The following is a 14,849-nucleotide window of genomic DNA, read 5'->3' as shown; positions in this document are numbered from 1 at the left end:
GTAATCACATGGTCAGGACGGTGCGGTAGTGCGCCCGCCCCTGCTCCAGGGCCGCGTAGCCCTCGGCGGCCCGCGCCAGCGGCAGCTCCTCGACCCACGCCCGAACGCCGGACAAGACCGCGAAATGCATGGTGTCCTCGACGTCCTTGGCCGTGCCGGAGGGATGGCCGACGATGCTGAGCCCCGGGTTGATCAGCTGTACGGGACTGATGGGCAGCGGGTCGGGGGTCACGCCGATGGTGATCAGTTCGCCCTGCGGCGCCAGCCCGCCGACGGTGTCGGCCATGGCCTGGGAGTTGCCGGCGGTGGCCAGGACGACGGCCGCGCCGCCCAGGCCCCGCAGCGCTTCGGAGACGTCGCCGCCGGTGGAGTCGATGTAGTGGTGGGCGCCCAGTTCGCGGGCGTCGTCCGCCTTGGCGGCGCCCCGGGCGATCGCGATGGTCTCGAAGCCCATCGCCCGGGCGAACTGCACCCCGAGGTGGCCGAGGCCGCCCACCCCGAGGATCGCCACCCGGTCACCGGGCAGCGCCTTCGTGTGCCGCAGCGCGTTGTACGTCGTGACCCCCGCACAGCCCATGGGGGCGGCTTCCGCATCGGTGAGCTCCGACGGGATCCTTGCCAGCGCGCTGGCCGGCACCGTCACGGATTCCGCGTAGCCGCCGGGATAGTGCCAGCTTGGGATCTTCCCGTTCGCGCAGTGGATGAAAATCCCTTTGCGGCAAGGGTCGCAGTGGTAGCAGCATCCGCCAAACCACCCGACCGCGACGCGGTCGCCCACCGCGAACCCCTCGACGCCCTCGCCGAGTTCGGCTATCTTCCCGGCGATTTCGTGGCCGGGGGTCAGTGGCCACGACATGTTGGGGAAGCCGCCGTGCACGAAGGCGCGGTCGGTGCCGCAGACGCCGCACGCGGTGACGGCCAGCCGCACCTCGTCACGGGCCGGTGACACCGTTTCGACCTCTGCCAGCTCCAACGGGCCGCCCGCGGACGCAACCCGGACGGCGTGGTGAGTGGGCATTGGCCTAGCCCGTCGCACCTTGGTGTGCGACAGGGCATTTCGCCGCGCCGTTGGTGTGGTAGTCGACCTGCCAGTGCTTGATCCCGTTGAGCCAGCCCGATCGGAGCCGTTGCGGTGTGCCGATCGACTCCAGGTCGGGCATGGCGTCGGCGATCGCGTTGAACATCAGGTCGATCGTCATCCGCGCGAGGTTGGCGCCGATGCAGTAGTGTGCGCCGGTTCCGCCGAACCCGACGTGCGGGTTGGGGTCGCGCAGGATGTTGAAGGTGAACGGATCGTCGAAGACCTCATCATCGAAATTGGCTGAGCGGTAGACCATGACGACCCGCTGGCCCTTCTTGATCCGCACGCCGGACAGCTCGTAGTCCTGCAGGGCGGTCCGCTGGAACGACGTGACCGGGGTGGCCCAGCGGACGATCTCGTCGGCCGCCGTCGCGGGACGCTCCCGTTTGTACAACTCCCACTGGTCGGGAAAGTCGGTGAAGGCCATCATGCCCTGGGTGATGGAGTTGCGGGTGGTCTCGTTGCCCGCTACCGCCAGGAGGATGACGAAGAAGCCGAACTCGTCGTCGGAGAGCTTATGGCCGTCGACGTCGGCCTCGACCAGCTTGGTGACGATGTCTTCGCCGGGATTCTGGGCCCGGTCGGCGGCCATCTGCATGGCATAGGTGATCAGCTCGACCGAAGCGCCCATGGCGTCGTTGCGGGCGAACTCGGGATCCTGGTCGCCCACCATCTGATTGGACCAGTGGAACAGCTTCATGCGGTCTTCCTGGGGCACACCCAGCAGGCCGGCGATGGCCTGCAGCGGAAGTTCGCAGGACACCTGCTCGACGAAGTCGCCGGAGCCCTGCACCGCCGCCTCGGCGACGATCCGCACGGCCCGCTCGCGCAGGTCGTCGCGCAGGCGCTCGACGGCCCGGGGCGTGAAACCGCGGGAGATGATCTTGCGCAGGTGGGTGTGCTGCGGGGCGTCCATGTTGAGCAGCACGAACTTGCCCGTGTCGCGCTGTTCGCGCACCGTGCCCTCTTTGTAGCGGGGCAGCGCGGTGTTCTCCAGGCTGGAGAACACGTCGCTGCGCCGGGAGATCTCCTTGACGTCTTTGTGCTTGGACACCACCCAAAAACCGCCGTCGTCGAACCCGCCCACGCCCATGGGTTGCTCGTTCCACCAGATCGGCGCCGTTCGACGCAGCTCGGCCAGTTCCTCCACCGGCAGTCGCTCGGCGTGGATGTCCGGATCGGTGAAATCGAACCCCGGAGGCAGATTGGGAACCGGCGTGGCAGTCGGCTCGGCGGTTGGCTTCAACGTTGACACAGCCCACTCCTCGATACGAAGTCATCTAGTCGTCTTCTTGTGCCAAATAAACCACTGCTACACCACGGTTGGGAAGCATCCGAGCAATATCGCCCGACCCGAATTGCAACGTGTTCAGCGTCGATGCGGGTCGTCGGCGTCGCCGGTCCGTGCGGGACGAGCCGGCAAGACGACCTTGTGGCCCGCGGCTCAGTCGATATGCTTTTGTCCAGGTCACCGACGCACCGAGGGGCCGGGTGACGCTCACGGGAGGGGTGGGACGCATGATTCGCGAACTACTCGGGGTCACCGCGATCGCGGGTGGCGCCCTTGGTGCGGCGCCGTGCGCGGCCGCCGATCCGCACTATGACGGCGACGTGCCCGGCATGAACTATCAGGCCTCGTTGGGCGCGCCGTGCGACAACTACGAGCGCTTCATTTTCGGGCGCGGCCCCAGCGGCCAGGCGGAAGCGTGCCATTTCCCCCCGCCCAACCAGTTTCCGGCGGCGACGACGGGTTACTGGGTCGTCTCCTACCCCCTGTACGGGATCCAGCAGGCCGGCGCGAAATGCCCGGGCCCGCAAGCCGCGGCGCAGTCGGCGGCCGGGCTTCCCATGCTCTGCCTGGGAAACCAAGGATGGCAGGAAGGTTGGTTCACCGGGGCGGGGTTCTTCCCGCCCGCCGGATGACCTGCCGACAACCGCGTCGCGTCTAGAGTCGTATCAAAGGCCTTGCAACGAAAGGAGACTCCGATGGGCTTCAATCCCAAAGACGCTGTCGACGCGGCCAGGGACATCGCGACCAATGCCGTCGAAAAGGCCTCGGACATCGTCGAACACGCCAGCGACATCATCCGGGGCGACATCTCCGGCGGTGCCAGCGGCATCGTTCAGAACTCGATCGACATCGGCACGTACGCGGTGGACCGGGCCAAAGAGGTCTTCACCGGCAGGGATGAACTCGACGACGAGTAGTCGCGGTTAGACGGCGGCGGCCTCGTTCAGTTCGTCCAGCCTGGCCGTCGCCTCGAGGTACTCCTGCACCCAGCGCTCGATGACCGCCGATGTCTTTTCCACCTTGTTGAACTGGCCGACGACCTGGCCCACCGGGTTGAAGGCGACGTCGACGGTCTCGTTCGGGTATCTGTTCGTGGCGCGCACGGCCATGCCGGAGACCATGTACTGCAAGGGCATACCGAGCGGCTTCGGGTTGTCCGGCCGCTCCCACGCCTCGGTCCAGTCGTTGCGCAGCATCCGCGCCGGCTTGCCGGTGAACGACCGGCTGCGCACGGTGTCGCGGCTGGACGCCTTGGCGTATGCCGCTTGCTGAACCGGGGTGTTGGAGGCCTCCTCGACCATCAGCCACTGGGAGCCGGTCCAGGCGCCCTGGGCACCGAGCGCCAGGGCCGCGGCGATCTGCTGGCCGCTGCCGATGCCTCCGGCGGCCAGCACGGGTACCGGCGCGACCTCCTTGACGACCTGCGGCCACAACACGATTGAGCCGACCTCGCCGCAGTGGCCGCCGGCCTCGCCGCCCTGGGCGATGATGACGTCGACCCCGGCGTCCGCGTGCTTGCGCGCCTGCGACGGCGAGCCGCATAGCGCGGCCACCTTGCGACCGGATTCGTGAACGTGCTTGATCATCTCCGCCGGGGGAGTGCCCAGCGCGTTGGCGATCATCTTGACCTTCGGGTGCTTCAGCGCCACCTCGACCTGCGGGGTGGCCGTTGCCTCCGTCCAGCCGAGCAGCTGCAGGGTGTCCTCATCGGCGTTGTCGACGGGCACGCCGTGGTCCGCCAGGATCTTCTTCGCGAAGTCCAGGTGCTCGTGGGGCACCATCTTGCGCAGCGTCTCGGCCAGCTCCTCGGCCGACAGGTGTGAGTCCATGCCCTCGTACTTGTTCGGGATGACGATGTCTACCCCGTACGGGTGATCGCCGATGTTGTCGTCGATCCAGTTGAGCTCGATCTCGAGCTGCTCGGGCGTGAAGCCGACGGCGCCGAGCACGCCGAAACCACCGGCCTTGCTGACCGCGACCACGACATCGCGGCAGTGGGTGAAGGCGAAAATGGGAAACTCGATGCCGAGCTCGTCGCAAATCGCGGTGTGCATGCCTACTCCTGAAAAGCTTGACCGAGGCTAAAAGAACTGAAACGTGTTCTAGTTTAGTACGGCGGCCGTTGACGTGGCCAGCCGCCCCTGGCCGGGGCGTCGGCACTACGAGTCGTGCGCGAGGGCAGCGAGCACGGGCTCGGGCAATTCCTCGCCCATCGCGGCCGTCGGCAGCGAATTGTTTTCTTGGGCTTGGGTTTCGGTCCAGATCAAACTTTGCCGGTCGCGGCCAAGCTGCGCGGCTCCTGGGAAGCTGCTACCAATTGTTGTAAGCGTGTCGAAGTAGCTGCCGGGAGCGTTAGCATCCGCCTATCGCCGATCGCGTGATGGCCCATCGGGCGGGTTATTGGAGGTTGTCAGATGTCGTTTCTGGTTGCGGTGCCGGACGTTGTGGCGGCGGTGGCGGAGAATGTGGCGGGTATCGGGTCGTCGCTGAGCGAGGTCAACGCGGCGGCCGCGGCGCCGACCACCATGCTGCTGGCCGCCGCCGATGATGAGGTGTCGACGGCGATCGCGTCCGTATTTTCCAGCCACGCCCAGCAATACCAGGCGCTCAGCGCGCGGGCGGCGGCTTTCCACGCCCAATTCGTCCAGGCCCTGGCCGGCGCCGGCGGCGCCTACGCGGACGCCGAGGCGGCCGGTGCCTCGTCATTGCAGACCCTCGGGCAGGACGTGTTGGGGGCGATCAATGCCCCGACCCAGCTGCTGTTGAGGCGCCCGCTGATCGGCAATGGCACCAACGGGGCCGCGAATACCGGGCAAGCCGGTGGACCTGGCGGGTTGTTGTGGGGCAGCGGTGGCAGCGGCGGCTCGGGTGGTGCCGGGCAGGCCGGCGGTGCCGGCGGGGCGGCCGGCCTGATCGGCTTCGGCGGGACCGGCGGGGCCGGGGGCTCCGGCGCGGCGGGCGGCAACGGCGGCACCGGTGGGTGGCTGTGGGGTAATGGCGGAGCCGGCGGCGGCGGTGGGACGGGCGGCGGGGCCGGCGGGGCGGGCGGCAGGGCGCTGCTGTTCGGCTTCGGTGGCGCCGGCGGGCCCGGCGCGTCCGGCGTCTCCGGGGGCGCAGGCGGGGCCGGCGGAGCCGCCGGCTTCCTCGCGGGCATCGGCGGGGCGGGCGGGACCGGTGGCGACGCGACGACCGGGACCGGCGGGCCGGCGGCGCGGGCGGCAACGGACACGGCCTCTTCCTTGGCTTCGGCGGGGCCGGCGGGCACGGCGGCGACGCCACCATTGGTACTGGCGGGGTCGGCGGGGCCGGCGGCGACGGCTTCGCACGCAGCCCCTTCGGGATCGACTTGAGCCTCGGCGGGGCCGGCGGGCACGGCGGCGACGCCACCAGCGGACTCGCCGGCGCCGGCGGCGCGGGCGGTGCCGGCGTCGCTGCGGGCTTCGTCGGAATCGACTTGACCCAAGCGGGCATCGGCGGCGTGGGCGGCGGCGCTACCACCGGACTCGCCGGGGCCGGGGGCGGCGGCGGACTCGCCGCCGCCCCCGAACTCGTCGGGTGGGGCGCCGCCGTCGGCGGCGTCGGTGGCGCCGGCGGGGCCGCCAGCGGCATCGGTGGCATCGGTGGGACCGGCGGTGGCGGCGGCGAAGCCGCGGCGCTCGTAGGCATCGCCGGCGGTGGCGCCGGCGGGTACGGCGGGGCTGCAACCACCGGCACCGGCGGCGATGGTGGCGGCGGCGGCTTGGCCGCCAGCCTCCAGGCCGCCATTGGCGGTAGCGGCGGGCACGGCGGCGACACGACCGCCGGCATCGGCGGCAATGGCGGTGCCGGGGGCGGCGGCCTCGGGTTCCTCGGCGCGGGCGGAAACGGCGGCAACGCCGGCGCGGGCATCGCGCCCGCCAGCGGCGGCAACGGCGGCAATGCCGGACTCACGATGGACGGCTCCTACACCGGGTCGATCCTTGGCGACGGCGGAAACGGCGGCAACGGTGTGAACGGCGGGGCTGGCGGCACCGGTGGCCTCGCCGGATCGTTGGGCGGCACGCCAGGCACCAACGGCACGCCATAGCCGCTTGGGCGGGGCGCGGCGGTCGGGCCCGCCGATCGGTTCGGAAACCACTTGCGCCACTTTCGTTTCAGTGGTTTCACACCGACGATTCCTGTCGGCGGCCCTCCGTAGTATTCGAACATGCATTCGGATAGCCGGGAGTCGATCGGCGGGGTCCTCGACGCGCTCGATGCCGACGTGGACCGCGCCTGCGAGCTGTCGTTCGAGGCGCTCACCACCCCGGAACGATTGCGGATCCTGGCGCGCCTGGAAAAGATCGCACGCCGGCTACCGGTGCCCGGCCACGCGTTGATCAACCAGCTTGCCGCGCAGGCCGGCCGCGACGAGCTGGGCGGCGTATTGACCCACGCGCTGGCCGACCGGCTGCGCATCACCCGCGGCGACGCGCGTCGGCGGGTGATCGAGGCCGCCGACCTGGGACCACGCCGCGCGCTCACCGGCGAACCCCTGGCGCCGGTGCTGCCCGCCACCGCCGCCGCCCAACGCGACGGCGCCATCGGCACCGGCCACGTGCGGGTGATCCGGCAGTTCTTCGACGAGCTGCCCGGCGGCGTCGATCCCGGGACTCGAGAAAAGGCCGAAGCCCACCTGGCCCAGCTGGCCACCCAGCATCGCCCCGACCAGCTCGCCACGCTGGCCTACCGGCTCGCCGGCTACCTCAATCCCGACGGCACCTACACCGACAACGACCGCGCCCGCCGCCGCGAGCTCACCCTGGGCAAGCAAGGCCTCGACGGCATGTCGGCGCTGCGCGGCTGGCTGACCCCCGAAGCCCGCGCCACCCTGGAAGCCGTGCTGGCCAAGACCGCCGCCCCCGGGATCTGCAATCCCGAGGACGACACTCCCGTGGTGGACGGCCCGCCCGGCGAGGACGCCGCCCAGCGGGACACCCGCAGCCCCGCGCAACGCAATCACGACGGGCTCAACGCCGCGCTACGAGCGGTCCTCGCGTCGGGAAAACTGGGCCAGCACAATGGTTTACCGGCCTCCATCATCGTCACCACCACCCTGGCCGAGCTGGAGGCCGCCGCCGGCAGGGGCCTCACCGGCGGGGGCACCTTGCTGCCCATGAGCGACGTGATCCGCCTGGCCCGCCACGCCAGGCACTATTTGGCGATCTTCGACAAGGGCAAAGCCCTCGCGCTGTATCACACGAGAAGGCTGGCCTCCCCCGCGCAGCGAATTGTGTTGTACGCGAAGGAACGTGGCTGCACCCGCCCCGGTTGCGATGCGCCCGGATACTGGTGTGAGGTCCATCATGTCGAGGAGTGGGCCGCCACCCACACCACCGGCATCAACACGCTGACCCTGACCTGTGGATCCGACCACCCCCTGGTCGAGCCCGGCGGCTGGACCACCCGAAAGAACGCCCACGGCGACACCGAGTGGATACCGCCGCCGCACCTGGACTACGGCCAGCCACGGACCAACGCCTTCCACCACCCGGAAAAAATCCTGGCGGACGAAGATGACGACGACCCGTAGCGGCCGCCCTTGATCCGCTGCGGCGCCACGAGGTAGCGTAGTGCCGCCAATTACGAAACGCTTAGTAGCGTAATTGGCAGGTCCCGCTACCGGAAGGATCGGCTTGATGCGCAGCCGTTACGCCGGCAATCCCTTCACCACCGCGACGGCCGAGATCGCGGTCGCGCTCGAAGACGTCAGCATCCCGACGCTGCTGCTCTCGCTCGTCCACATCACCGGCGACCCCCGGTTCATTCGTGACTTCAAGCCCATGGGCATCTTCCTCAACGAGGTCCAGGGGTTCATGTCGGAGGACGACAAGGCCCGGGCCCGCGCGGCGGCGCTGCCGGTGCTCGCCGACTACCGCGACCGCGGCTGCCCCGAGCCCGAACCGCTGAGCCCCGAGCTCATCAGGGAAATGCTGGACTGGGCCGCCTGCGAACACGTGACCGACGACTACCTGCCCCTGGTCCTCGAGGAGATGGATCTCGACGGCGTCGACCCGCGGCACCCGGCCGCCCTGCCGACCGGGTCGGCCGCCGAGCTCCCGGTGCTGGTGGTGGGGTGCGGCGAATCCGGCATCCTGGCCGGGATCCGCCTCCAACAGGCCAACGTCCCGTTCACCATCATCGAGAAGAACGCCGGCCCCGGCGGAACATGGTGGGAGAACAGCTATCCCGGCGCCCGCGTCGACGTCGCAAACCATTTCTATTGCTACAGCTTCGAACCCAACAACGACTGGACCCACTTCTTCGCCGAGCAACGCGAGCTGCGGGACTACTTCACCCGGGTGATGGCCAAGCACGGCCTGGCCGAGCACGTGCGGTGGAACACCGAGGTTCTCGCGGCCGAATGGAACGACGACGACGGCGTGTGGAGCGTCTCGCTACGCCGCGCCGACGGGCAGACCAGCACGCTCAACGCACGCGCCCTCATCACCGCGGTCGGTCAGCTCAATCGGCCCCACATCCCGGAATTCGACGGCGCCGACACCTTCGGGGGCCCGTCGTTTCACTCCGCGGCGTGGGATCACTCCGTCGACCTGACCGGCAAGCGGGTCGCGCTCATCGGGGCGGGCGCCAGCGGCTTCCAAATCGCGCCGGCGATCGCCGACCGAGTCGAGCGGCTGACCGTGTTCCAACGGACCGCCCAGTGGATGTTCCCGAACGCGATGTACCACGACGAGGTCGGCGACGGCGTGCGCTGGGCGATGCGCCACCTCCCGTTCTACGGAAGGTGGTACCGGTTTCTCGTGCTCTGGCCCGGCGCCGACAAGGGCCTTGACGCCGCGGAGGGCGACCCGAATTACGCCGATCAGGACTATGCCGTCAGCGACATCAACGCCGCGGCCCGAATGATGTTCTCCCAGTGGATCACCAGCCAGGTCGGCGAGGGTGACGAGCTGTTGGCCAAGGTGTTGCCCGACTATCCCGCCACCGGCAAACGGACCCTGCAGGACAACGGCAGCTGGCTGCGGACGCTGCAACGGGACAACGTCGAATTGGTGCGCACGCCGATCCGGGAGATCACCCCGACCGGCGTCGTCACCGAGGACGGCGTGCAGCACGACGCCGACGTCATCGTCTACGCCACCGGATTCCGGCACACCGACGTGCTGTGGCCGCTAAAGGTGACCGGACGCAACGGGATTGACCTGCACGAGATGTGGGGGAGCCGCCCGTACGCTTACCTCGGGATCACCGTTCCGGGATTCCCGAACCTTTTCCTCATCTACGGACCCGGGACCCATCTCGCCCACGGGGGCAGCCTCATCTTCCAGTCCGAACTCCAGATGCGTTACATCGACCAGTGCCTCAACCGGCTGGCACGGGACCGGCTGCACTCGCTGGAAGCGAAGGCCGGCGCCGCCACCGAGTGGCACCGACGGACGCAGGCCCGGATCAAGAAGATGGTGTGGTCGCACCCGGCGGTCACACACTCCTACTTCAAGAACGCCGACGGCGAGATCCACACGGTCAGCCCGTGGCGGCTCAACGAGTACTGGGCGGCGGTGCGTGAGCCCGACTGGTCACAATTCGTTCTGCGACAGGGAAAGTGAGCACCCCAGCATGCGCACGGTAGTCCTCGACGGGCCCCGGAACGTCGGGGTCGACACCCGCCCCGATCCCGCGCTGCCCGGTCCCGACGGAGCGATCGTCTCCGTCACCGCCGCCGGCATCTGCGGATCCGACCTCCATTTCTACGAGGGCGACTATCCGCTCGTCGAGCCGATGACGCTCGGCCACGAGGCGGTCGGCACCGTCGTCGAGGCCGGACCCGAGGTGCGCACCGTCAAAGTCGGCGACCAGGTCATGGTGTCGTCGGTCACCGGTTGCGGCGCCTGCCCGGGCTGCGCCACCCGAGACCCGGTGATGTGCTTCTCCGGCTTTCAGATCTTCGGCGGCGGAGTGCTTCCCGGCGCACAGGCCGATCTGCTCGCCGTGCCGGCCGCCGACTTCCAGCTCCTCAGGGTGCCGGAGGGGATCAGCACCGAGCAGGCGGTGCTGCTGACCGACAACCTGGCCACCGGCTGGGCGGCGGCCCGGCGCGCCGACATCCCCTTCGGCGGCACGGTGGCGGTGATCGGCCTGGGGGCGGTGGGGCTATGCGCTCTGCGCTGTGTGCTTTTTCAGGGCGCCGCAACGGTTTTCGCGGTCGATCGGGTCGACGGCCGCCTGCGGCGCGCGGCGCGGTGGGGCGCCACGCCGATCACGTCGCCGGCAACCGACGCCATCCTCGCGGCCACCGGCGGGCGCGGCGCGGACGCGGTGATCGACGCGGTCGGCACGGACGCGTCGATCACCGACGCGCTCAACGCGGTACGGCCCGGCGGCACCGTCTCGGTGGTCGGTGTGCACGATATGAATCCGTTTCCGCTCAACGCCCTCGGCTGCCTGATCCGCAGCATCACGCTGCGGATGACCACCGCGCCGGTGCAGCGCACCTGGCCGGAGCTGATCCCGCTGCTGCGGTCCGGCCGGCTCGATGTCGACGGCATCGTCACCACGACCCTGCCGTTGGACGAGGCGGCCAAGGGCTACGCGACCGCGGAGTCGCGTTCCGGCGACGACGTGAAGGTCCTGCTGACGCCCTAATCTCTGTCGCGGCGGACGTGCTTGGCCAGGTACCGCAATCTCCGTACCGGCCCGCGGCGGCCCGAGGCGAGGCTCATCACCGGCCAGCCGTGCGCCGCGGCCGCCGCGGCAAGCCCCGAGCGGGGGTTCACCGGTCGCGGGCAGCCGACGAGTGACATCGACGCGGCGTCCTCATCGCCGTCGGCGTAGAAGTAACTGCGTTGCACCGCAACGCCATTGTCGGCGCAGAATTGTTGGACCGCGGCGGCCTTGCTGGCCCCCCACACGATGGGTTTGACGATCCCGCCGGTCAGCCGCCCGTGGTCGTCGAGCTCGAAATGATTGCACTGCACGTTGGAAATGCCGAGAAAGCGTGCGACGGGCAGCGCCTGGATGGAGAGCGCCGAGGAGCTCAGCACGATCGTGTGGCCGCGGCCCTGGTGCGCCTGCACGATCTCGTGCATGCGCGAATGCAGCCGCGTGGCAACGCGTTCGACGAACAGCCGGTCGCCCAGCGCGTCAAGCTCGGCGAGCGATTCGCCGCGCAGATAACCCGCGGCCCGCACGATGAGGTGCTCAAACTCCAAGCGGCCGAACCGATACCGCAGCGCGGCCTCGAACACCCCGAGCAGCTCGCCGATCCCGGCCTGGCGACGCCGGATCCGGTCGCCGACGTGTACCGCGGCGGTGAAGCCGTCGATCAACGTGCCGTCCAGGTCGAAGAACGCCCCGATCCCGGGGCCGGGCGCACTGGCGCCGATCTCCGCGATGGCGTCGGCGGGGGAGAGTCTCGTGATCGTCACCATCTCGGCTCACCCCGACCGGATCGCCGTGATGTATTGCGAGCGCATGAACCCGTCGATCTTGACGTCCACCTCCGGTGGGGTCATCCCGTAGCCGGCCTGCAGCTCGAGCGTGTTGCGCACCGGTTCGACCGCCCAGCCGTGCGCGGCCAGCGATTCCGCCGGGTCGGTGGTGGGCTCGTAGGTGAGGGCCGAGAAGTCCACGTCGCCCGACATGTTGACCCCGGGGTGATCCGCTTCCAGCGCGGCGAGCCGGTCATGGTCCAGGCGTGTCCCCAGGGCGCCGATGGCGATTCGGCTGCCCGGCGCGCTGAGCCCGCTGATCCGGGTGAAGAGCGCGGCTTGGGCCTCGTCGGTCAGGTAGGGCAGCACGCCCTCGACCGACCAGGCGCTGGGGCTTTCCGTGTCGAAGCCGGCCGCTTCCAGCGTCCGCGACCAGTCGGTGCGCAGGTCGGCGGCGACCTCGACCCTGCGGGCCCTGGGCGCGGCGCCGTGCTCGCCCAGCACCCGCGCCTTGAATTCCAGGACCTTCGGCAGGTCCACCTCGAAAACCGTTGTGCCATCCGGCCAATCAAGCCGATACGCCCGGGAATCCAGCCCCGCCGCGACGATCACCGCCTGCCGTATGCCCGCGTCGCCGGCGGAGGCGAAGAAGTCGTCGAAGAACCGGGTCTGCACGCCGTACAGGCGCGGAAAGGCCGTCTCGTCCTCGGAGGTTCCCGGATTCGCGAGCACGCCCGCCAGGTACGGGTCCCGCGACGCGGCGATGAAGACCTTTGCGTACTCGTCGCGCACCAGCGGCCGCGGGCTCAGCGCGTGCAGCGCCCGCCATCCCGCGACGAGCAGCGCGGTGTAGCCCACGCTGCTGACGATGTCCCACTGGTCGTCGTCGGAACGGAGCGAACCGAATTCAGGCGTCGTGCCCACAGAACCAAGGTACCTGCGGTGGCGCCGTCAGAGCTCCAGAAACACCGTCACCGGGCCGTCATTGACCAATTCGACCTGCATGTTCGCGCCGAACACGCCGGTCTGCACGTGGGCGCCCAGCCCTCGCAACGCCTCGGCGAAGGCGGCTACCAACGGCTCGGCGACGCCGCCGGGGGCGGCCGCGTTCCAGGATGGCCGGCGCCCCTTCGCGGTGTCGGCGTACAGGGTGAACTGGCTGACGACCAGGATCGGCGCGTCGACGTCGGCCGCGGACCGTTCGTCGGCGAGAATGCGCAGATTCCACAGCTTTTCGGCCAGCCGCCGCGCCGTGTCGGCATCGTCGGTATGCGTGACGCCGACGAACGCGAGCAGGCCCTGGCCATCCGGCCGGATGGCCCCCACCACCCGGCCATCGACCGACACCGCCGCCGATGAGACCCGTTGCACCAGAACCCGCATGGCCCTCGATGCTGCCAGGCCGGCCCCGAAAAGGTTGGGTAGGCTCGTCACGTGTCCGTGCTCGTCGCGTTTTCCGTCACCCCGCTAGGCGTGGGCGAGGGTGTCGGCGAGATCGTCGCCGAGGCGGTTCGGGTGGTGCGCGAGTCCGGCCTGCGCAACGAGACCGATTCGATGTTCACCGTGATCGAGGGCGATACCTGGGACGAGGTGATGGCCGTCGTGCAGCGCGCGGTCGAGGCCGTCGCGGCCCGCGCGCCCCGGGTCAGCACGGTGATCAAGGCCGACTGGCGGACGGGCGCCCACGATGCGATGACGCGGAAGGTCGCGTCCGTCGAGCGCTACCTGTCCGGCGGTTAGCCCGTCGGCCCGTTGTCTCGCGGTCCCGCCAGTAGGCTCATGCCGGTGAGCGCACGCGCAGGCATCGTCGTCACCGGAACCGAGGTCCTCACCGGGCGAGTCCAGGATGCGAACGGGCCCTGGATCGCCGATCGCCTCCTGGAACTGGGCGTCGAGCTGGCGCACATCACGATCTGCGGTGACCGCCCCGCCGACATCGAGGCGCAGCTGCGCTTCATGGCCGAACAGGGCGTGGACCTGATCATCACCAGCGGCGGGCTGGGGCCCACGGCCGACGACATAACCGTCGAGGTGGTGGCGCGGTTCTGCGGCCGCGAGCTGGTGCTGGACGCCGAGACCGAGAAACGGATCGCCGCCATCCTCAGATCCTTTATGGCGCGCTTCGATGGCGTCGACTTCGACGCGGTGCTCGCGGGCAACCGCAAGCAGGCCATGATTCCCGTCGGCGCGCAGGTGCTCGATCCGGAGGGCACCGCGCCGGGTGTGGTGGTGCCCGGCAAGCCGACGGTGATCGTGCTTCCCGGGCCGCCGCGGGAGCTGCAGCCGATGTGGGCCCGGGCCATCGAAACGCCCGCCGCGCGGGAGGCGATCGCGGGCCGAACAATCTACCGGCAGAAGACGATTCGGATGTTCGGGTTGCCGGAGTCGGGGCTGGCCGAGACGCTTCGCGGCGCGCAGGCGGCCATCCCCGGTTTCGCGTCGCTGGAGATCACCACCTGCCTGCGGCGCGGCGAGATCGAGATGGTCACGCGCTACGAGCCCGACGCCGCGGAGGCGTACGCGCAGCTGACCCGGTTGCTGCGCGAGCGGCACGGAGAGCAGATCTATTCCGAGGACGGCTCCCGGGTCGACGACCTGGTCGCGCGATTGCTGTCCGGCCACCGGATAGCGACGGCGGAATCCTGCACCGCGGGGCTCTTGGCGGCGCGGCTGACCGACCGGCCGGGGTCGTCCGACTATGTGGCCGGCGGCGTGGTGGCCTATTCCAACGAGGCGAAGACGCAGCTGCTCGGCGTCGACCCGGCGCTGATCGAGGCGCACGGCGCGGTGTCCGAGCCGGTGGCCGAGGCGATGGCGGCGGGGGCGCTGCGGCGCTTCGGCGCCGACACCGCCGTCGCGATCACCGGAATCGCCGGCCCGGGCGGCGGCACGCCCGAAAAGCCCGTCGGGACGGTCTGTTTCACGGTGGCGCTTGGCCCTCCCGGCCCCGAGGGCCGCACCGACACCCGGACGCTGCGGCTCCCCGGCAACCGGTCCGACGTCCGCGAGCGCTCGACGACGGTCGCGATGCACCTGCTGCGGCGCCTGCTCGGCGACAGCTGACGCC

Annotated in this window: 13 protein-coding genes and 1 pseudogene; 8 read left to right on the top strand and 6 right to left on the bottom strand. The window is 69.9% G+C overall.

Going from position 1 to position 14,849, the window contains the following annotated elements; all coding sequences use genetic code 11:
• Positions 1–4: 4 nt before the first annotated feature.
• Entirely contained in the window at positions 5–1,018 is a 1,014-nt protein-coding gene (locus G6N25_RS20890; RefSeq protein WP_083075707.1) for an alcohol dehydrogenase catalytic domain-containing protein, read from the bottom strand.
• Between the two features lie 4 nt (positions 1,019–1,022).
• A complete protein-coding gene (locus tag G6N25_RS20885) occupies positions 1,023–2,327 on the bottom strand; it encodes a cytochrome P450 (RefSeq protein ID WP_083075708.1) in 1,305 nt (434 codons plus the stop codon).
• Between the two features lie 272 nt (positions 2,328–2,599).
• On the opposite strand from G6N25_RS20885, the gene G6N25_RS20880 reads away from it, so the two are divergent.
• Positions 2,600–3,004 carry a hypothetical protein gene (locus G6N25_RS20880; RefSeq protein WP_083075723.1) on the top strand — a complete coding sequence of 135 codons (405 nt, stop codon included), beginning with the start codon at positions 2,600–2,602 and terminating at the stop codon, positions 3,002–3,004.
• A gap of 63 nt (positions 3,005–3,067) precedes the next feature.
• Complete coding sequence (locus tag G6N25_RS20875; RefSeq protein WP_083075709.1) at positions 3,068–3,289, top strand: Rv1893 family protein; 222 nt, start codon at positions 3,068–3,070, stop codon at positions 3,287–3,289.
• Between the two features lie 6 nt (positions 3,290–3,295).
• Here G6N25_RS20875 and G6N25_RS20870 read toward each other — a convergent pair whose 3' ends face one another.
• Positions 3,296–4,426 carry a nitronate monooxygenase gene (locus G6N25_RS20870; RefSeq protein ID WP_083075710.1) on the bottom strand — a complete coding sequence of 377 codons (1,131 nt, stop codon included), beginning with the start codon at positions 4,424–4,426 and terminating at the stop codon, positions 3,296–3,298.
• A gap of 360 nt (positions 4,427–4,786) precedes the next feature.
• Between G6N25_RS20870 and G6N25_RS24250 the strand changes: the two are divergent.
• The 4 genes and pseudogenes from G6N25_RS24250 (at position 4,787) to G6N25_RS20845 (ending at position 10,997) form a co-directional block, all read left to right on the top strand.
• Positions 4,787–6,438, top strand: a pseudogene (locus tag G6N25_RS24250) (PE family protein).
• Positions 6,439–6,558: 120 nt separating this feature from the next.
• Positions 6,559–7,923: an HNH endonuclease signature motif containing protein gene (locus G6N25_RS20855; protein WP_083077288.1), complete on the top strand. Its 1,365-nt coding sequence runs from the start codon at positions 6,559–6,561 to the stop codon at positions 7,921–7,923.
• A gap of 106 nt (positions 7,924–8,029) precedes the next feature.
• Positions 8,030–9,961, top strand: a complete 1,932-nt coding sequence (locus G6N25_RS20850; RefSeq protein ID WP_083077286.1) for a flavin-containing monooxygenase — start codon at positions 8,030–8,032, stop codon at positions 9,959–9,961.
• A 10-nt stretch (positions 9,962–9,971) separates the two neighbouring features.
• Entirely contained in the window at positions 9,972–10,997 is a 1,026-nt protein-coding gene (locus G6N25_RS20845) for an alcohol dehydrogenase catalytic domain-containing protein (RefSeq protein ID WP_083077285.1), read from the top strand.
• Here G6N25_RS20845 and G6N25_RS20840 read toward each other — a convergent pair.
• From G6N25_RS20840 to dtd, 3 genes are read right to left on the bottom strand one after another with little or no spacing between them, the layout of a single operon-like run.
• Positions 10,994–11,782, bottom strand: coding sequence for an HAD-IB family hydrolase (locus tag G6N25_RS20840; RefSeq protein WP_083077283.1), 789 nt, complete (start codon positions 11,780–11,782; stop codon positions 10,994–10,996). The genes G6N25_RS20845 and G6N25_RS20840 overlap by 4 nt on opposite strands.
• A gap of 6 nt (positions 11,783–11,788) precedes the next feature.
• Positions 11,789–12,706: a class I SAM-dependent methyltransferase gene (locus G6N25_RS20835; protein WP_083077282.1), complete on the bottom strand. Its 918-nt coding sequence runs from the start codon at positions 12,704–12,706 to the stop codon at positions 11,789–11,791.
• A gap of 27 nt (positions 12,707–12,733) precedes the next feature.
• A complete protein-coding gene (gene dtd / locus G6N25_RS20830; protein WP_083077280.1) occupies positions 12,734–13,165 on the bottom strand; it encodes a D-aminoacyl-tRNA deacylase in 432 nt (143 codons plus the stop codon).
• Between the two features lie 51 nt (positions 13,166–13,216).
• On the opposite strand from dtd, the gene G6N25_RS20825 reads away from it, so the two are divergent.
• Together G6N25_RS20825 and G6N25_RS20820 are read left to right on the top strand one after the other, a co-directional pair.
• Positions 13,217–13,522 carry an MTH1187 family thiamine-binding protein gene (locus tag G6N25_RS20825; RefSeq protein ID WP_083077279.1) on the top strand — a complete coding sequence of 102 codons (306 nt, stop codon included), beginning with the start codon at positions 13,217–13,219 and terminating at the stop codon, positions 13,520–13,522.
• A 45-nt stretch (positions 13,523–13,567) separates the two neighbouring features.
• Positions 13,568–14,845 (top strand): competence/damage-inducible protein A, encoded by a 1,278-nt coding sequence (locus tag G6N25_RS20820; RefSeq protein WP_456299217.1) that lies wholly within the window; start codon positions 13,568–13,570, stop codon positions 14,843–14,845.
• Positions 14,846–14,849: the final 4 nt, after the last annotated feature.

The organism is Mycobacterium heidelbergense (assembly GCF_010730745.1).
Classification (GTDB): Bacteria; Actinomycetota; Actinomycetes; order Mycobacteriales; family Mycobacteriaceae; genus Mycobacterium; species Mycobacterium heidelbergense.
This window is presented reverse-complemented; position numbering and strand designations above follow the sequence as displayed.